The sequence below is a fragment of the Stenotrophomonas sp. 22LJNL06-5-1 genome (genome assembly GCF_056861455.1).
On sequence record NZ_JBSPUE010000001.1, the window covers coordinates 94,254 to 110,663 of the forward strand.

Here is a 16,410-nt window from a genome sequence, read left to right on the forward strand (position 1 = left end):
CGGGCGCGCCGTGCGCCCGGGCTTCACAGTTGCCGCAGCAGGCGCTCGAAGGCCTGCGCGGAGGCCTCCACGTGGCGTTCCAGGCGGTGGCCGTCGTCGACCAGCAGCAGCTGCGCCGAACGCGCCTGCGCCCAGGCAATCACCCCGGCGGCCGGTACCACCTCGTCATGCCAGGCCTGCACCACCGTGGTGGGCACCGCAGCGGCATCCAGCGCCGGCATCGGGCCCATGGTGGTCGGCGGCACCATCAGGAACAGGCCGGCCACCGGCACCTGCAGCGAGGCGATGGCGGAGATGTAGGCGCCCAGGCTGGAGCCGGCCAACACCACCGACCCCTGCTGGGCGGCGATGGCGGTGCGTTCCACCAGGCGCTGCAGCCGGGTGCGCACGTCACCCACCCGGCTGACCTCGCTCATCGCGTCCAGGTCGGTGTAATCCGGGCGCTCATGGGTCCAGCCCAGGCGCTGCGCCACGTCAGCCAGCGCGGTGACCTTGGTCGCCTCCGGGCCGCTCTCGAAACCGTGGGACAGGATGCAGTGGCCGCGGCTCATGCGCGCGCTCCGTGGGAGCGGGTCGGCGGCGAAAGAGGAGGCAGGTTCATGCCGCAATGCTAGCATCGCCGGATGCCCAACCCGCTCCTGCCCGGCCTGCAGCTGCAGCCCCTGCCCTACCAAGACCGTCTGCCACTGCGCGACCCGGCCACGCTGGAGATGGTGGTGATCCACTGCACCGAGCTGCCCGATCTGGCGATGGCCCGCGAGTATGGCGAGCGCGTGCTGTACGACAGCGGCGCCGGCAACAGCGGCCACTTCTACATCGACCGCGATGGCAGCGTGGTGCAGTACGTGGCGCCGGAACGCGTGGCCCACCACGTGCGCGGCATGAACGCGCATACGCTGGGCATCGAGCTGGTCAACACCGGGCGCTACCCGGACTGGTTCGACAGCCGCCACCAGGCGATGGACGAGCCGTACACCGAGGCACAGCTGCAGGCGCTGGAGCAGCTGCTGCAGGCGCTGGTGGTGCGCTATCCGTCGCTGCGGCGGATTGCCGGGCATGACCAGCTGGATCTGGAGCAGGTGCCGGCCAGTGATGACCCGACGCTGATGGTGGCACGCAAGCGTGACCCGGGGCCGTTGTTCCCGTGGGCGCGGGTGCTGGCGAAGGTGCCGCTGCAGCCGGTTGGGTAAGCGGCAGGGCTGCGCCCTGCACCCGCAGAGGCAACGGCAACGGCAACGTCAAACGCTGGCATTCCGTGGGATGGCGGGGTGGGTCCGGTTGCGGGGGACGCCGTAAACCCGTCCATGGGGGCTTGGCCGCGGCATCCATGCCGCGGACACCCCCGCAACCGGACCCACCCCGCCTTCGACAGTTTCCCGCTGCTGTTGGTGGGTGCCGATCTTGGTCGGCACGGGATCGAATCGATCGGAGGGTGCCTTTGTAGAGTCGAGCCGCGCTCCATGACCTGCGGGCGCCGATGATTTGAACGCATCGCCATGCGCGTGGAGCCGGCCGCTCGGCTCTGGAGAGGCTCCGCGCTCGACTGCTTCATGCGCGATGCGTGCGAGGGTACGAGCTCAGGCGCCGGTCGCCACCGGGCGGCTGCTGTCGCTCACCCATCCGCTCCAGGAGTCGGCGTAGATGCGCGCGCCGGGCAGGCCTGCTGCTTCCATCGCCAGCAGCAGGTGGCAGGCGGTCACGCCGGAGCCGCACATCAGCACCACCTGCTGCGGATCACGGTTGCCGATCACGCCCTGCAGTTCGGCGCGCAGTTCCTGTGCATCGCGCAGGCGGCCGTCGGCGACGTTCAACGCAAACGGACGGTTGACCGCGCCGGGTACGTGGCCGGCGACCGGGTCCAGCGGCTCGACTTCGCCGCGGAAGCGTTCGCCCGCGCGTGCGTCGACCAGCCAGCCCGGCGCGTGCTTCAGGCGTGCGCTGATTTCATCGGCATTGGCGATCTGGGTGGTGTCGAAACGGCCCGGGTAAGCCGGCAGCGCGGTCACCTCATCCTGCCCCGTCGCCAAAGGATGCCCTGCGGCCTGCCACGCGGCGATACCACCATCGAGCACGGCCACCTTGCTGTGCCCGATCAGGCGCAGCAGCCACCACAGGCGCGAGGCGGCCATGCTGCCGTCGCTGCCGTCGTAGACCACCACCTGGGTGTCAGGACCGATACCCCACTGGCCAAGCTTCGCGGCGAAGGCATCGCTGTCCGGCAGCGGGTGACGGCCGTGGCCGCTGCGGGTCAGATCCGACAGGTCCCGATTGAGGTCGGCATACACCGCGCCCGGAACGTGCCCCGCGAGGTACTGGCCGCTGCCGGCCTGCGGGTCGGCCAGCGAGGAGCGCGCATCGACCACGCGCACCGCAGTGCTGGCGGTGGCGCGTGCGTCGACCACGCGGATGCCCTCGCCCAACGCGGCAGCCAGGGTGGCGACATCGACCAGGGTGGTCCACGGCGGATCGATCGGGTTCATTGCACTTGCTCCAGGCGGCGACGCAGGTTGTAGAGAATGGCGGCGGTCGCGCCCCAGATTCGCTGGCCCGGCCAGCCGTATTCGAGGACGTGGCGGATGCGGCCGCGGTGATTGATTTCGACCTGGCGCAGATTGTCTGCGGCCATCAGGTAGGCCAACGGCACTTCGAACACTTCGGCCACTTCGCTGGGCTGCGGCACCGGCACGAAGTCCGGATCGACCACCGCCACCACCGGCGTGACCCGGTAGCCAGTGATCGTCACAAAGGGATCGAGATAACCCAGCGCCTGCACCTGGCCCGGAGCCAGTGCGATTTCTTCCTGGCTCTCGCGCAGCGCGGCCGCCAGTGCGTCGCGGTCATCGGGTTCGGTGCGGCCACCGGGGAACCCAACCTGGCCACCATGGGTGCGCAGGGTTTCGGTGCGACGGGTAAGGATGACCTGTGCGCCGTTGGCGCGCGGCACGATGCCGGCCAGTACGGCGGCTTCCACGGGTGGCCCCGGCGGCAGCAGGTCACTCAGTTCGCTGCGGTTCCAGCCGTCGCCGGCCGGCGGCTCGGCCAGTGGATGCAGCGCGCGCATCAGGCGTTCGTGATCGGCCAGCGAGCCGCGCAGTGAGTGCTGCAGCTGTTCACGCAGGGGTTGCACGCGATGCAGGATGCGGCTGCGTTCCTCGTTGCTCATCGACGACCACCGTGCGATTTCATCGATGTGCCGCCCGCAGCCGGTGCATTGCCGGTCCGGATCCAGCGTGCACACTCCGATGCAGGGACTTGCGACAACACGCGCCGTTTCTTCCATTGTTTGCACCCGGCAACAGTAGCGCGATCGGGCTGAATTTGCGCGAGGTGCAGATGCGGTGCATGGCACCGTCGCGCTCCGCGCAAACAAAAACGCGCCGGTGGAATCACCGGCGCGTTTCGTTTACGGCGTCGATTTACTTGACGCTGACCAGCTTGATCTCGAACTGCACAGCCACGTTCGGCGGGAACGGGGTGCGCGGGTCGGCACCGTAGGCCTGATCCGGCGGCAGGGTGACTTCCCACTTCGAGCCTGCCGGCATCTGCAGCAGGGTCTCGCGCATGGCCTTCATTTCGACTTCGCTGACCTTGATCGACGGGATCTGCTGGGCCGGGCGGGCTTCGGTCGGGCGCTGGCCGTACGGGAACGGACCGGCCACTTCCAGCTGCACGGTGCTGGCCTGGGTCGGCTTGGCGCCCTTGCCGGCTTCGATCACGCGGTACTGGACGCCGCTCGGCAGGGACTGCACGCCGGCCTTGGCCTTGTTCGCCGCGACGAACTGATCGCTCTTGGTCTTGTTTTCGGCAGCAGCCTTTTCGTACTCGGCCTTGGCAGCCTGGGCACGGCCCTGCTCGCGCTTCTGGAACGCTTCAACGGCCGGCTTCAGCTGGTCGGCGGTGATCGCCGGCTGCTTCTTGGCGTAGGCGTCCTGCAGGCCCTTCACCACCGAGTTGATGTCCAGCTGCTCACCACGACCGGTCAGCTCCGCCAGGTTGTTGCCGTAGTCGTAACCGAAGTAGTAGCTCAGCTTGCCCTTTTCGGACGAGACGTCCTGGGCGAAGGCATTGCCCGTCAGGGCCAGGGCCGCGACGGCGACCGCGATAGAACGCAACTTCATCAAACAGTTCTCCAGGGGTGGTAACTCAGGGACGTTCTGCGCCGCCCTGAGGCGACGGGTTAGGATAACGGGCACAACGTGTAACCGCTACTCACGATGCAGGCTAAGACCCGTCTGCGTTGGCGGAGTTCAATCTCACTTTTTTTTAACGTTTCAGGAGTTTTCCCGTGGCCGATGCCCTGATCGCTGTCGCCGACGACGGCGCCATCCGCACCGTGACCGTCCAGCGCCCGGACAAGCTCAATGCCTTGAATGCCGCGACCCTGCAGGCGCTGGCCGAGGCGTTCAGCGCCGCCGCAGCCGACCCTGATGTGCGCGTGGTGGTGCTGACCGGTGCCGGTCCGAAGGCGTTCGTGGCCGGGGCCGACATCGCCGAGATGAACACACTCAGTGCGGTTCAGGGACGTGATTTCTCCCTGCTCGGCCAGGCCCTGATGCGCCAGATCGAGCGCATGCCCAAGCCGGTGATCGCGCGCGTGAACGGCTTCGCTCTGGGCGGCGGGCTGGAGCTGGCCATGGCCTGCCACCTGCGCATCGCTGCCGATACGGCCAAGGTCGGGCAGCCGGAGATCAACCTCGGCCTGATTCCCGGCTTCGGCGGCAGCCAGCGCCTGCTGCGCCTGTGCGGCCGCGCCGCCACCCTGGAGCTGTGCCTGCTGGGTGCACCGGTCAACGCCGCGCGTGCGCTGGAACTGGGTATCGTCAACGAGGTGGTACCCGTCGACGCGCTGGACAACCGTGTGCAGGACGTCGCCCGCCAGTTGGCGCGCTCGGCGCCGCTGGCCCTGCGCGGCCTGCTTGATGCCGTGCACGTGGGTGGCGAATGCAGCCTGGAGGCTGGGCTGGAGTATGAAAGCGCGCAGTTCGGCCTGCTGTTCGCCACCGAAGACATGCGCGAAGGCACCAGCGCCTTCCTGCAGCGCCGCCCGCCGGCCTTCCAGAACCGCTGACGCCATGGCATCCCGACCCAACCCAGCGCAGCTGTTCGCCCGGGTCCAGGCAGACGATCTCGATGGCGCCCTGCAGGCGGGCCTGATGGACTACGTCGCCCGCGCTGGCGACGAACAGCTGCTGCCCGGCCACCCTGACCTTCCACGACGCCTGCAGCAGGCCCAGCAGCAGCTGCGCGCTGCCTGGGCTGCACGCGAACGCTACCGTGCCCGTGCGGTGCGCCTGGCGCGCCGCGAGGCCGAACGCGATGCGCGACGCACGCCGGCCCCGGCGCCGGACGTGAAACCCGCCCTGCCCGCCGCAGCCGCCGCCATCCTCGCCCGGGCCAAGGCCCGCGCCGCTGGCAAGGAGCAGTAATGGCCAACGCGAAGAAGACCCCGCGCGCGCCGGCGCGACGCGGTGGCAGCATGCCGCGCGCCGACGTGGTGGAAATGTTCACCCGCCTGCGTGAACTCAATCCGCACCCCAAGACCGAACTGGAGTACAGCTCGCCATTCGAGCTGCTGGTGGCCGTCGCGCTGTCGGCGCAGGCCACCGATGTCGGCGTCAACAAGGCCACGCGCCGTCTGTTCCCGGTGGCCAACACGCCGGCGAAGATCCTCGCGCTTGGCGAGGACGGGCTGAAGCAGTACATCGCCACCATCGGCCTGTTCAACGCCAAGGCGAAGAACGTGATCGCCACCTGCGCGATCCTGCTGGAGAAGCATGGCGGTGAAGTGCCGCGCGATCGCGATGAACTGGAAGCGCTGCCGGGCGTGGGCCGCAAGACCGCCAACGTGGTGCTCAACACTGCGTTCGGTGAGCCGGTGATGGCGGTGGACACGCACATCTTCCGCGTCTCCAACCGGACCGGCCTGGCGCCAGGCAAGAACGTGCGCGAAGTGGAAGACAAACTGGTGAAGGTGATTCCGGCCGAGTTCCTGCTCGACGCGCATCACTGGTTGATCCTGCACGGGCGTTATGTGTGCAAGGCGCGCAAGCCGGATTGCCCTGGCTGCGTGATCGCCGACCTGTGCCGGTTCAAGGAAAAGACCACGGCCGAGGCGTGACCACGTTGGTGGTGTGACAAAACAAAGACGGCGGGCACAAGGCCCGCCGTCTTTGCGTGTAGGCAAGGGTACTTCAGGACATCAGAACGACAGGTCGCCCCAGACGCCGAATTCCTTGGTCTTGTCGTTCTTCTTGTCGCTGGCGTTGGCCAGGTGCGTGTACTTGTACACGGTCGACAGCTTGAGGTTCTTCATGACCGGGAACTCGACGCCGACGTTCCAGTACTTGTCGCTCAGGGTCGGGTCCAGCGTCTTGCTGACGTCGGTGTCATCGTAACGACCGAACACGTTGATGCCGCCGTCGGTGACGCGCACGCTGCCCCACACCGACCAGCCGCTGGTCTTGTCGGTGGCGACGGTCATCACGTTGTTGAGGTTCTTGGCCTGGAAGTACTCGCCACCGACGCGGAAGTCGCTGCTGGCGTAGGCCACCATCGCATTGGCGCGGGTATAGGTGTTCTCGGCGCTCTGGATGTCGGTTTCCTTGCCCAGCTTGCCGCTGTAGCCACCGACGGCAACCACGAAGTTCTCGTTCGGGGTATAGGCCGCGCGGCCTTCCACGTCCATGCCCTTGCTGCGGGTCGGGTTCTTGTAACCGGCGCCGGACACGACCGAGACCGCGTAGTTGAAGTTGTTGCCCAGGTTGCCGAAGCCATGCAGGCCCCAGTCGGACGAGTTGCCGTACTTCAGGCGGTCGGTCAGGGTGTTCTCAACATAGCGCATGCCGTAGAACTTCTCGACGTACGGGATCCACGGCATGTCGGCGGCACCGACGCGCAGGTTGAAGGCCGGGTCGAAGCTGCCCTGCACGTAGGCCTTCTTGACGAACAGTTCGGTGTTGCCGATGGCCGAGCTGTACTGGAAGTCGGTGGTCAGGTTCGCCGACCAGATGTCGTTGAACTTGTGGTCGACGGTCAGGTAGAAGCGCTTGACGTCCAGGCCGGTGCCGCTGGCGGCGGTGTCCTTGCCGTTGCTGGTCTTGTCGATGTTGGTCAGGTCGAAGAACATGCGACCGCCGATCTTGTTGTCATTGACCAGCTTGGCCAGCTTGTCGACGCTGGTCTGGGTCTTCTGTGCACCTTCCAGGGCCTGGGCCTGGGTGATGTTCACTTCGGACTGCGCATCGGACTGTGCCTGCAGCGCCTGCGAATCGTTCTGCAACTGCTGGACCTGGGCCTGCAGCGCAGCGATCTGTGCCTGCAGCTGCTGCAACTGTGCCTGGGACACGCCCGAGCTGGCGGGGGCTGCGAAGGCGTCGGCGGAAACCAGACCGAGGCTTGCAACGACCGCGGCGGCGAGCAAATGGGAACGCATTTTGGATTTCTCCAGAGGGTTGGAATGGCTTGGGCAGAACGCCACGCCGGCAGGCCGGTCAAGCGTTTTGCGAACGTTCCGTTAAAACCATGACAACCGAATGACAGATTGAGCACCAACCACAGATTTCTTCGTGCGGTCATGCGTACGACTCATTTGTGGCCACATGCTTGTCGATCCCTTGCGGCATATGGCGTCACGTATCGGCGTCTCGCCCCGGGCCGGCCGCCGCACAGCCCTCACCTGTATCGATGGTTTCGTGTGGATGACGCGGCATCACTGCGGAATGCCGGGCCGGGACGGCATTGACGATCACAGCGGGCAGGTCTTCAGCGACATATAGAACGTGATCGCAACCGGGCCACGTCCGTCTCCAGCGCATCGGTCATCACGTCGCCCGCGGTACGCAGAACCTTCACGCCCTTGCTGTGGGGGCGCCGGGCAGCGCTGTAACGGTTGCGTCATACAACGGTCCCTGCGCTGTCATCGAACCGTTATGGAATGTGCGCCGGGCGGGTAACCCCGCATCCCAATCAACCCAGGAGCCACCCCGTGATCCACGCCTTCAAGTCGCGCGTTGCCGTTGCCGTCTTCGCAGCGTCGTCCGTGTTCGCCGCCAACGCCGCTGAAATCACCGGCGCGGGCGCCTCGTTCATCTACCCGGTGATGTCGAAGTGGTCGGCCGACTACAACGCCGCCACCAGCAACAAGGTCAACTACCAGTCGATCGGTTCCGGCGGCGGCATTGCGCAGATCAAGGCCAAGACCGTTGATTTCGGTTCCTCCGACGCCCCGCTGAAGCCGGAAGAACTGGCGGCTTCGGGCCTGGCCCAGTTCCCGTCGGTGATCGGCGGCGTGGTGCCGGTGGTCAACGTGGCCGGCATCGCCCCGGGCGCGCTGAAGCTGGACGGCACCGTGCTGGCCAATATCTTCCTGGGCAAGATCAAGACCTGGAACGATCCGGCCATCGCCGCGCTGAACCCGGGCGTGACCCTGCCGAGCGCCAAGATCACCGTCGTGCACCGTTCGGACGGCTCGGGCACCACCTTCAACTTCGTCAACTACCTGTCCAAGGTCAGCCCGGAGTGGAAGAGCTCGGTCGGTGAAGGCACCTCGGTCCAGTGGCCGGCCGGCATCGGCGGCAAGGGCAACGAAGGCGTTGCTGCCTACGTGAAGCAGATCAAGGGCGGCATCGGCTACGTCGAACTGTCCTACGCGCTGCAGAACAAGCTGTCGTACACCGCGATGAAGAATGCCGCCGGCCGCTTCGTGCAGCCGAGCGACGCCTCGTTCGCCGCCGCTGCCGCCAGCGCCGACTGGGCCAGCGCCAAGGACTTCTACCTGGTGATGACCAACGCCCCGGGCGCCGAGTCCTGGCCGATCACCGCCACCAACTTCATCCTGGTGCACAAGAAGCCGAAGAACGCTGCCAACGGCAAGGCCACCCAGGAGTTCTTCCGCTGGGTCTACAAGAGCGGCGACGCCCAGGCACGCCAGCTGGACTACGTGCCGCTGCCGGACAGCCTGGTCCGCCAGATCGAGACCTACTGGTCGCAGAACCTGAAGTAAGCGCGTTCCCCCGCAGGAACGGGATCGGCGGGTCCTCTCTCCCCCGCCGATCCCGCCCAGGGCGCGAGATCCTCGAGATCTCGCGCTCTTCTTGTTTTTTCGGGGTTGGTCGTGAAGAGCGTTGCGCTTACGCTGATCCGTGGGTGAGTCAGTGGGCCAGGGCGTGCAGGACACGCCGTAAACCCGTCCCTGGGGGCTCGGCCACGGCATCCATGCCGTGGACGGTCCTGCACGCCCTGGCCCACCGCCTCTGGACGGTTCAGCGGGGGCGCGGTGGGATCATGGAAGGCAGGAGCAAAGGCAAGAGCGTTTGTAGAGCCCCGACCGTCATACCGGTGCGCAGATCCGGGGTCCCCGGGGGTCTCCCGGATCGCAGCCAACCCCGTGAAACCCTTGTCAGAACGTGATCCAGGACACCTCTGTCATGGTCGTAATACGGCTGTAACAAAAACATCATTTCATAGCCGCATCCGCCGACGCCGTCGGCTCTACCCCGCTATGGAGTGACCATGAAACTGCACTCGGCCGGCCTTGCCGCCCTTTCCCTGGCCATCGCCCTGGGCCTGTCGGCCTGCGGTGGCGACAAGCAGGCCGCGCAGCAGCCGGCTGCCGACGGTGCCGCTGCCCCGGCCGCTGCCGGTGCCAAGGTGACCGCCGAAGTGTCCGGTGCCGGCGCGTCCTTCATCTTCCCGCTGGTCTCCAAGTGGTCGGCTGACTACAACACCAGCACCGGCTCCAAGATCAACTACCAGTCGATCGGCTCGGGCGGCGGTATCGCCCAGATCAAGGCCGGCACCGTCGACTTCGGTTCCTCCGACAAGCCGCTGAGCAGCGAAGAGCTGGCCCAGGCCGGCCTGGCGCAGTTCCCGTCCGCCATCGGCGGCGTGGTGCCGGTGGTCAACATCGAAGGCCTGGAAGCCGGCAAGCTGCGCCTGAGCGGCGCCCTGCTGGCCGACATCTTCCTGGGCAAGGTCAAGACCTGGAACGATCCGGCCATCGTCGCCGCCAACCCGGGCGTGAAGCTGCCGGAAGGCAAGATCACCCTGGTCCACCGTTCGGACGGTTCGGGCACCACCTTCAACTTCTCCAACTACCTGTCCAAGGTCAGCCCGGAGTGGAAGAGCAAGGTCGGCGAAGGCACCTCGGTGCAGTGGCCGGACGGCGTCGGTGGCAAGGGCAACGAAGGCGTTGCTTCCTACGTGAAGCAGATCAAGGGCTCCATCGGCTACGTCGAACTGGCCTACGCCCTGCAGAACGGCATGCCGTACACCGCCATGCAGAACGCGGCCGGCAACTGGGTCGAGCCGAGCGCGGAAACCTTCGCCGCTGCAGCCGCCAGCGCCGACTGGGCCAGCGCCAAGGACTTCAACCTGGTCATCACCAACGCTCCGGGCGAGCAGGCGTGGCCGATCACCGCCACCAACTTCATGCTGATGCAGAAGCAGCCGAAGGACGCCAAGCGCAACCAGGACACCCTGGCCTTCTTCAAGTGGGCCTTCGAGAACGGCCAGGCCCAGGCCAACGAGCTGCACTACGTGCCGCTGCCGGCCGAACTGGTCAAGCAGATCGAGGCCTACTGGGCGACCGACCTGAAGTGATGGACACGACGGTGCCCGCCCCGCGCGGGCACCGCCTCTTCCACGCCGTGCCGCCCCGCCCCTTCCTGGCCCTGCCGTCCCCATGAATGCCATCGCCCAGCCTGTAGCAGCCCCGTCCACGCGTGATACGCGTGATGCCCGCAACGACAAACTGTTCCGATGGGTGCTGGTCGGCACCGTCATCTTCGTCCTGATCGCCCTGGCCTGCGCCGCACTGTCGATGCTGTGGGGCGGCCGTCATGCCCTGCAGATGCAGGGCCTGAGCTTCTTCTTCTCCGCCGACTGGAATCCGGTCGAAAACAAGTTCGGTGCGCTCGCACCGATCTACGGCACCCTGGTCACCGCGCTCATCGCGATGGTCATCGCCGTGCCGGTCAGCTTCGGCATCGCCTTCTTCCTGACCGAAGTTGCGCCGCGCTGGCTGCGTGGGCCGGTCGGTACCGCCATCGAACTGCTGGCCGGCATCCCCTCGATCATCTACGGCATGTGGGGCCTGTTCGTGCTGGTGCCGGTGATGACCGAGTACGTCACCCCGTTCCTCAACGAAACGCTGGGCGAGATGCCGATCATCGGCCCGCTGTTCCAGGGCCCGCCGCTGGGTATCGGCATGCTCACCGCCGGTTTCGTGCTCGCCATCATGGTCATTCCGTTCATCTCCTCGGTGATGCGCGAGGTGTTCCTGACCGTGCCGACCCGCCTGAAGGAATCGGCCTACGCGCTGGGTTCCACCAAGTGGGAAGTGAGCTGGGACATCGTGCTGCCCTACACCCGCTCGGCGGTGATCGGCGGCATCTTCCTCGGCCTCGGCCGCGCCCTGGGCGAGACGATGGCGGTGGCCTTCGTGATCGGCAACAGCGTGCGCCTGTCGCCGTCGCTGCTGGAACCGGGCACCACCATTGCCGCGCTGATCGCCAACGATTTCGGTGAAGCCACTGAAACCTACCGTTCGGCCCTGCTGCTGCTCGGCTTCGTCCTCTTCATCGTCACCTTCGTGGTGCTGGCCATCGCCCGCCTGATGCTGATGCGCCTGTCCCGCAAGGAGGGCAACTGATGTCCACCACCGCTGATTCGCTGTACCTGCGCCGCCGCATCGGCAATGTCATCGCCATCGCCGCGTCGTGCGCCACCGCCCTGTTCGGCCTGTTCTTCCTGGGCTGGATCCTGTTCACCCTGGCCTCGAAGGGCCTGGCCGGCATCAACTGGGATCTGTTCACCAAGATGACGCCGCCGCCGATGCAGGAAGGCGGCCTCGCCAACGCCTTCTTCGGCAGTGCCGTGATGTGTGCGCTGGCGATCGGCATCGGCACTCCGCTGGGCGTGCTGGCCGGCACCTGGCTGGCCGAGTACGGCAACGCCCGCAAGGCCGGCACCGTGGTCCGCTTCGTCAACGACATCCTGCTGTCGGCGCCGTCCATCGTGCTTGGCCTGTTCGTCTACACCCTGTACGTGATGCAGACCGGCGGCAACTTCTCGGCGTTCGCCGGTGCCCTGTCACTGGCCTTCATCGTGCTGCCGGTGGTGGTGCGCACCACCGACGAGATGCTGCGCCTGGTGCCCTCGCAGATGCGCGAAGCGGCCCTGTCGCTGGGCATCCCGCAATGGAAGGTGATCGTGCAGGTGCTGTACCGCAGCGCGTCGGCCGGCATCATCACCGGCATCCTGCTGGCCCTGGCCCGCATCTCCGGCGAGACCGCACCGCTGCTGTTCACCGCCTTCGGCAACCAGTACTGGAACAACAACATCTTCCAGCCGATGGCCTCGGTGCCGGTGGTGATGAACCAGTTCGCCGGCAGCCCGTATGAATCCTGGCAGGTGCTGGCCTGGGCCGGTGCCCTGGTGCTGACTGTCTTCGTGTTGCTGGTCAGCCTTGCCGCCCGCGGCATCCTGCTGCGCAACCGTATCTCCCATGACTGACCTTTCCGTGGATAACGCCATGAACGACCTTTCCAACGCCGTGCCGATGCAGCGCATCGCCGTGCCGTCCTCGCACGAGAGCCTGCACACGCCGTCGCCGGTGAAGCTGGCTGCGCGTGGACTGGACTTCTACTACGACAAGTTCCACGCCCTGAAGGGCATCAACCTGGAGATTCCGGAAAAGCGCGTGACCGCGCTGATCGGTCCCTCCGGTTGCGGCAAGTCGACCCTGCTGCGCATCTTCAATCGCATCTACGCGCTGTACCCGAAGCTGGAAGCGCGCGGCGAAGTGCTGCTGGACGGCGAGAACATCCTGTCGCCGAAGTACCCGATGAACCGCCTGCGCAGCAAGGTCGGCATGGTGTTCCAGAAGCCGGTGCCGTTCCCGATGACCATCTTCGAGAACGTGGCCTACGGCATCCGCCACCACGAGAAGCTGAGCAAGGCCGACATGGCCGACCGCGTCGAGCAGGCACTGCGCCAGGGCGCACTGTGGGACGAAGTGAAGGACAAGCTGGGGCAGAGCGCCCTGGGCCTGTCCGGTGGCCAGCAGCAGCGTCTGTGCATCGCCCGTGCCGTGGCCCTGCGCCCGTCGGTGCTGCTGCTGGACGAGCCGACCTCGGCGCTGGATCCGATCTCGACCAGCCGCATCGAGCAGCTGGTGGAAGAGCTCAAGAACGAGTACACGATCGTGATCGTCACCCACAACATGCAGCAGGCCGCGCGCGTGTCCGACTACACCGCCTTCATGTACCTGGGCGACCTGATCGAGCACGACCGCACCGAGGTGATCTTCTCGCAGCCGTCGCAGCGGCAGACCGAGGATTACATCACCGGTCGTTTCGGCTGATCGACGCTGATCCTTCGCCACATGTCCCAGCCAGGCACGGCCTGGCTCTACCCGGATTGCAGACCATGAACCTTCCCAACGACCACATCGTCAAGAGCTACGACGAAGAGCAGCAGCGCCTGGTGGCCGAAATCGTGCGCATGGGCGAGATGGCCGTCGCCCAGCTCGAAGCCGCAATGGACGTGATCGAGAAGCGCGACGAGAACGCCGCCCATCGCATCATCGCCAACGACGAAGCGATCGATGCGCTTGAGCAGCAGATCAGCCACGACGTGATGCGCCTGGCGCTGCGTGGCCCGATGGCGCGCGACCTGCGCGAGATCCTGGCGGGCCTGCGCATCCCGGCCGACATCGAACGCATCGGCGACTATGCAGCGAACGTGGCCAAGCGTTCGATCGCACTGGGCAAGGTGCCGCCGCTGCCGCAGATCCAGGGCCTGCGTGCGCTGGGCCGCCTGGCTGCGCAGCAGGTGCGCCGTGCCATTGCCGCCTACCGCGACAACGACGCCGATGCCGCGCTGGAACTGCGCGAGGACGATGCCCGCCTGGACGCGCAGTACACCGCGCTGTTCCGCGAGCTGCTGACCTACATGATGGAAGACCCGCGCAACATCACCCCGTGCACGCACCTGCTGTTCATGGCCAAGAACCTGGAGCGCGTGGGTGACCACGCCACCAACATCGCCGAGAACGTGTGGTTCCTGGTGCACGGCGAGCAGCCGCTGCCGCCGCGCGAGAAGCGCGACGAGACCTCCAGCACCGGCCAGCCCTGACGCTGCACTGCAACACCGGAGTTGACTCCAAGGTGGCCGCTGTCCTGGTGACAGCGGCCTTCTTGTTTCTGGGCATTCCGGCGGTTCATCCACGCATGGCGTGGATCTACTGGCCGGTCGCAGATGGATCCACGCGATTCCCTGGGAACCGTGTTCCCCTTCTGTAACAAACCTCACGAAATTTTGAGGTCTTGGCGAGGATTCGTTGAGTAGGATCGCTGCACCATCTATTCCACCGGCATCCCTGCCGGCCACCCGGGCACCCGCCCACACCACCCAGGAGCACGACCGATGAGCAGTTCCAACAAGACCCTGTCCCTGCTGACTGCTACCGCCCTGGCCGCCGGCCTGGGCATGACCGCCAGTGCCTCGGCGCTGAGCATGAGCGACCTCGCCCAGGGCTATCTGGTGGCCGGCCAGGCGGCCAAGGCCAGCACCGATGCCAAGGCAGCAGATACCAAGATGGCCGCCGACGCGACCAAGCACGCCGAAGGCAAATGTGGTGCCGACGGCAAGAGTGCCGAAGGCAAATGCGGCGCCGACAAGGGCAAGGCCGCCGGTGCTGCGGCAGGCGCCAAGGCCACGTCCGGCGACAAGAAGTCGGCCGAGGGCAAGTGCGGCGAAGGCAAGTGCGGTGCCAAGCACTGACGTCCGCGCCAGCGCCGTCCACCTGCGGTCGCCGCTTCGTGCGGCGGCCGCCGGGTTGGGGCTGCGCCGGGCGCTGCTGCAGGACCTGCGTGATGCACCGGCGGGTGACTTCGATTTCCTCGAATGCGCGCCGGAGAACTGGATCCATGTCGGTGGTCCTGCCGGGGATGCACTGGCCGAACTGGCGCAGCGCCATCCGTTGAGCTGCCACGGCCTGTCGTTGTCGCTGGGCGGCAGCGCGCCACTGGATACGCAGCTGCTGGAACAGGTCGGCCAGTTCCTGGAGAAGCACCGCGTGCCGCTGTACAGCGAGCACCTGAGCTACTGCAGCGACGACGGACACCTGTACGACCTGCTGCCGATTCCGTTCACCGACGAAGCGGTGCGCCATACCGCCGCGCGCATCGCCCGCGTGCAGGACCTGCTCGGTCGCCGCATCGCGGTGGAAAACGTGTCCTACTACCTGGCACCGGAACCAGCGATGGACGAACTGGTCTTCACCAATGCCGTGCTCGCCGAGGCCGACTGCGACCTGCTGCTGGACGTCAACAACGTCTACGTCAACGCCTGCAATCATGGCTACGACGCCGACACCTTCATTGCCGGGCTGCCCGCAGAGCGCATCGTCTGCCTGCACGTGGCCGGGCACCTGGACGAGGCGCCGGACCTGAAGATCGACACCCATGGCAGCGCGGTGATCGACCCGGTCTGGGAGCTGCTGGCGCGTACCTACGCGCGCATCGGCCCACGCCCCACCCTGCTCGAGCGCGATTTCAACTTCCCACCCTACGCCGAACTGCAGGGCGAGCTGCAGACCATCCGCCGCCTGCAGGCGACGCATGCGGGGGGCGCACATGGCTGATGCTCCCGACATGCTGCGCGCGCAGCAGCACGCATTCACTGCCCATCTGCGCGATCCACAGGGCATGCCGCCACCGGCCGGGCTGGAACCACGCCGGGTCGCGGTATACCAACGACTGCTGTTCAACAACCTGCTCGGCCTGTTGAACAACGGCTTCCCGGTCTGCGTGCGCCTGCTCGGCGAACCGGCCTGGAGCGGATTGGTGCGCCAGTACTTCGCGACCCATCGCTGCCAGACACCGCTGTTCACCGAACTGGCCGCCGAATTCGTGCAGTGGCTGCAGGTGCAGCCACTGCTGCCGCACCCGGCATTGGCCGAACTTGCTCATTACGAGTGGGTGGAAACCGCGCTGTACCAGCTTCCTGCCGAGCCGCTGCCGGCGGCGGGTGACATCGACCCGCTGCGGGTGCCGCTGCAGCGCTCGCCGCTGGCATGGCCGCTGCTGTACCAGTGGCCGGTGCACCGGCTCGGTGCCGAGGACGCACCATCACAACCACCCGCCGAACCCACCGGCCTGCTGGTCCGTCGCGAGGCCGATGGCGAGGTGCGCTTTGCCGTACTCAGCCCGCTGGCGGTGTACCTGCTGTCCAGCATCGGCGAACACCCCGGCCTCGATGGTCATGCCTACCTGCAGCAACTGGCTGCTGCGCACGGCCTGGCCGAGGACGCGCTGGCCGGACCCGGTGCTGCGCTGCTGCAGCAGTTCCTGCAGGCCGGCGTGATCGGCCCGCTCGCAGTCCCCGGCTGACGCCCCCTTCCCCCGG

The 16,410-nt window shown here is 66.7% G+C and carries 18 protein-coding genes; 13 read left to right on the top strand and 5 right to left on the bottom strand.

What is annotated here, in order from left to right; translation table 11 throughout:
- Nucleotides 1–23: 23 nt before the first annotated feature.
- Nucleotides 24–551 carry an alpha/beta hydrolase gene (locus tag AC13GF_RS00450; protein ID WP_483002707.1) on the bottom strand — a complete coding sequence of 176 codons (528 nt, stop codon included), beginning with the start codon at nucleotides 549–551 and terminating at the stop codon, nucleotides 24–26.
- A 72-nt stretch (nucleotides 552–623) separates the two neighbouring features.
- Here AC13GF_RS00450 and AC13GF_RS00455 point away from each other — a divergent pair, with 72 nt between their 5' ends.
- Entirely contained in the window at nucleotides 624–1,190 is a 567-nt protein-coding gene (locus AC13GF_RS00455; RefSeq protein ID WP_483002708.1) for an N-acetylmuramoyl-L-alanine amidase, read from the top strand.
- Nucleotides 1,191–1,577: 387 nt separating this feature from the next.
- Here the strand turns inward: AC13GF_RS00455 and AC13GF_RS00460 are convergent, their stop codons facing one another.
- From AC13GF_RS00460 to AC13GF_RS00470, 3 genes are all read right to left on the bottom strand, one after another.
- On the bottom strand, nucleotides 1,578–2,480 hold the full coding sequence (locus tag AC13GF_RS00460; protein ID WP_483002710.1) for a sulfurtransferase: 903 nt from the start codon (nucleotides 2,478–2,480) through the stop codon (nucleotides 1,578–1,580).
- A complete protein-coding gene (locus AC13GF_RS00465; protein ID WP_483002712.1) occupies nucleotides 2,477–3,280 on the bottom strand; it encodes a CoA pyrophosphatase in 804 nt (267 codons plus the stop codon). Before AC13GF_RS00465 ends, AC13GF_RS00460 begins: the two co-directional genes overlap by 4 nt.
- 136 nt (nucleotides 3,281–3,416) lie before the next feature.
- Complete coding sequence (locus tag AC13GF_RS00470; protein WP_094000159.1) at nucleotides 3,417–4,118, bottom strand: FKBP-type peptidyl-prolyl cis-trans isomerase N-terminal domain-containing protein; 702 nt, start codon at nucleotides 4,116–4,118, stop codon at nucleotides 3,417–3,419.
- Nucleotides 4,119–4,285: 167 nt separating this feature from the next.
- On the opposite strand from AC13GF_RS00470, the gene AC13GF_RS00475 reads away from it, so the two are divergent.
- The 3 genes from AC13GF_RS00475 to nth are packed head-to-tail and all read left to right on the top strand — an operon-like array spanning nucleotide 4,286 to nucleotide 6,118.
- Complete coding sequence (locus tag AC13GF_RS00475) at nucleotides 4,286–5,068, top strand: enoyl-CoA hydratase/isomerase family protein (RefSeq protein ID WP_483002714.1); 783 nt, start codon at nucleotides 4,286–4,288, stop codon at nucleotides 5,066–5,068.
- 4 nt (nucleotides 5,069–5,072) lie between these two features.
- Nucleotides 5,073–5,426, top strand: coding sequence for a hypothetical protein (locus tag AC13GF_RS00480; protein ID WP_483002715.1), 354 nt, complete (start codon nucleotides 5,073–5,075; stop codon nucleotides 5,424–5,426).
- The gene (nth, locus tag AC13GF_RS00485; RefSeq protein ID WP_483002716.1) at nucleotides 5,426–6,118 is read left to right on the top strand and encodes an endonuclease III; all 693 of its coding nucleotides are present in this window, start codon (nucleotides 5,426–5,428) and stop codon (nucleotides 6,116–6,118) included. Before AC13GF_RS00480 ends, nth begins: the two co-directional genes overlap by 1 nt.
- An 81-nt stretch (nucleotides 6,119–6,199) precedes the next feature.
- Here the strand turns inward: nth and AC13GF_RS00490 are convergent, their stop codons facing one another.
- Entirely contained in the window at nucleotides 6,200–7,432 is a 1,233-nt protein-coding gene (locus tag AC13GF_RS00490) for a porin (protein ID WP_054171361.1), read from the bottom strand.
- A gap of 552 nt (nucleotides 7,433–7,984) precedes the next feature.
- Between AC13GF_RS00490 and pstS (AC13GF_RS00495) the strand changes: the two genes are divergently transcribed.
- The 9 genes from pstS (AC13GF_RS00495) (at nucleotide 7,985) to AC13GF_RS00535 (ending at nucleotide 16,394) form a co-directional block, all read left to right on the top strand.
- Nucleotides 7,985–9,001 carry a phosphate ABC transporter substrate-binding protein PstS gene (gene pstS / locus AC13GF_RS00495; RefSeq protein ID WP_014646540.1) on the top strand — a complete coding sequence of 339 codons (1,017 nt, stop codon included), beginning with the start codon at nucleotides 7,985–7,987 and terminating at the stop codon, nucleotides 8,999–9,001.
- A gap of 509 nt (nucleotides 9,002–9,510) precedes the next feature.
- The gene (pstS, locus tag AC13GF_RS00500) at nucleotides 9,511–10,599 is read left to right on the top strand and encodes a phosphate ABC transporter substrate-binding protein PstS (protein WP_483002717.1); all 1,089 of its coding nucleotides are present in this window, start codon (nucleotides 9,511–9,513) and stop codon (nucleotides 10,597–10,599) included.
- 82 nt (nucleotides 10,600–10,681) lie between these two features.
- Nucleotides 10,682–11,650 carry a phosphate ABC transporter permease subunit PstC gene (gene pstC, locus AC13GF_RS00505; RefSeq protein WP_126928090.1) on the top strand — a complete coding sequence of 323 codons (969 nt, stop codon included), beginning with the start codon at nucleotides 10,682–10,684 and terminating at the stop codon, nucleotides 11,648–11,650.
- Complete coding sequence (gene pstA / locus AC13GF_RS00510; protein ID WP_049436509.1) at nucleotides 11,650–12,513, top strand: phosphate ABC transporter permease PstA; 864 nt, start codon at nucleotides 11,650–11,652, stop codon at nucleotides 12,511–12,513. The genes pstC and pstA overlap by 1 nt, the downstream gene beginning before the upstream one ends.
- A gap of 19 nt (nucleotides 12,514–12,532) precedes the next feature.
- On the top strand, nucleotides 12,533–13,363 hold the full coding sequence (pstB, locus tag AC13GF_RS00515) for a phosphate ABC transporter ATP-binding protein PstB (protein ID WP_126928091.1): 831 nt from the start codon (nucleotides 12,533–12,535) through the stop codon (nucleotides 13,361–13,363).
- A gap of 65 nt (nucleotides 13,364–13,428) precedes the next feature.
- On the top strand, nucleotides 13,429–14,136 hold the full coding sequence (phoU, locus tag AC13GF_RS00520) for a phosphate signaling complex protein PhoU (RefSeq protein WP_014036547.1): 708 nt from the start codon (nucleotides 13,429–13,431) through the stop codon (nucleotides 14,134–14,136).
- Nucleotides 14,137–14,427: 291 nt separating this feature from the next.
- Nucleotides 14,428–14,784: a hypothetical protein gene (locus AC13GF_RS00525; RefSeq protein WP_123958374.1), complete on the top strand. Its 357-nt coding sequence runs from the start codon at nucleotides 14,428–14,430 to the stop codon at nucleotides 14,782–14,784.
- Nucleotides 14,771–15,646, top strand: coding sequence for an HvfB family MNIO-type RiPP peptide maturase (locus tag AC13GF_RS00530; protein WP_483002718.1), 876 nt, complete (start codon nucleotides 14,771–14,773; stop codon nucleotides 15,644–15,646). Before AC13GF_RS00525 ends, AC13GF_RS00530 begins: the two co-directional genes overlap by 14 nt.
- Complete coding sequence (locus AC13GF_RS00535; RefSeq protein WP_483002719.1) at nucleotides 15,639–16,394, top strand: HvfC family RiPP maturation protein; 756 nt, start codon at nucleotides 15,639–15,641, stop codon at nucleotides 16,392–16,394. The genes AC13GF_RS00530 and AC13GF_RS00535 overlap by 8 nt, the downstream gene beginning before the upstream one ends.
- Nucleotides 16,395–16,410 lie beyond the last annotated feature (16 nt).

What these genes read in the sequence shown, in the direction of transcription:
- AC13GF_RS00465 (WP_483002712.1), bottom strand. Translation starts at nt 3,280, where the DNA reads ATGGAAGAAACGGCGCGTGTTGTCGCAAGTCCCTGCATCGGAGTGTGC.
- AC13GF_RS00525 (WP_123958374.1), top strand. Translation starts at nt 14,428, where the DNA reads ATGAGCAGTTCCAACAAGACCCTGTCCCTGCTGACTGCTACCGCCCTG.
- nth (WP_483002716.1), top strand. Translation starts at nt 5,426, where the DNA reads ATGGCCAACGCGAAGAAGACCCCGCGCGCGCCGGCGCGACGCGGTGGC.
- AC13GF_RS00455 (WP_483002708.1), top strand. Translation starts at nt 624, where the DNA reads ATGCCCAACCCGCTCCTGCCCGGCCTGCAGCTGCAGCCCCTGCCCTAC.
- AC13GF_RS00490 (WP_054171361.1), bottom strand. Translation starts at nt 7,432, where the DNA reads ATGCGTTCCCATTTGCTCGCCGCCGCGGTCGTTGCAAGCCTCGGTCTG.
- pstA (WP_049436509.1), top strand. Translation starts at nt 11,650, where the DNA reads ATGTCCACCACCGCTGATTCGCTGTACCTGCGCCGCCGCATCGGCAAT.
- AC13GF_RS00535 (WP_483002719.1), top strand. Translation starts at nt 15,639, where the DNA reads ATGGCTGATGCTCCCGACATGCTGCGCGCGCAGCAGCACGCATTCACT.
- pstS (WP_483002717.1), top strand. Translation starts at nt 9,511, where the DNA reads ATGAAACTGCACTCGGCCGGCCTTGCCGCCCTTTCCCTGGCCATCGCC.
- phoU (WP_014036547.1), top strand. Translation starts at nt 13,429, where the DNA reads ATGAACCTTCCCAACGACCACATCGTCAAGAGCTACGACGAAGAGCAG.
- AC13GF_RS00480 (WP_483002715.1), top strand. Translation starts at nt 5,073, where the DNA reads ATGGCATCCCGACCCAACCCAGCGCAGCTGTTCGCCCGGGTCCAGGCA.
- AC13GF_RS00450 (WP_483002707.1), bottom strand. Translation starts at nt 551, where the DNA reads ATGAGCCGCGGCCACTGCATCCTGTCCCACGGTTTCGAGAGCGGCCCG.
- pstC (WP_126928090.1), top strand. Translation starts at nt 10,682, where the DNA reads ATGAATGCCATCGCCCAGCCTGTAGCAGCCCCGTCCACGCGTGATACG.
- AC13GF_RS00460 (WP_483002710.1), bottom strand. Translation starts at nt 2,480, where the DNA reads ATGAACCCGATCGATCCGCCGTGGACCACCCTGGTCGATGTCGCCACC.
- pstB (WP_126928091.1), top strand. Translation starts at nt 12,533, where the DNA reads ATGAACGACCTTTCCAACGCCGTGCCGATGCAGCGCATCGCCGTGCCG.
- AC13GF_RS00470 (WP_094000159.1), bottom strand. Translation starts at nt 4,118, where the DNA reads ATGAAGTTGCGTTCTATCGCGGTCGCCGTCGCGGCCCTGGCCCTGACG.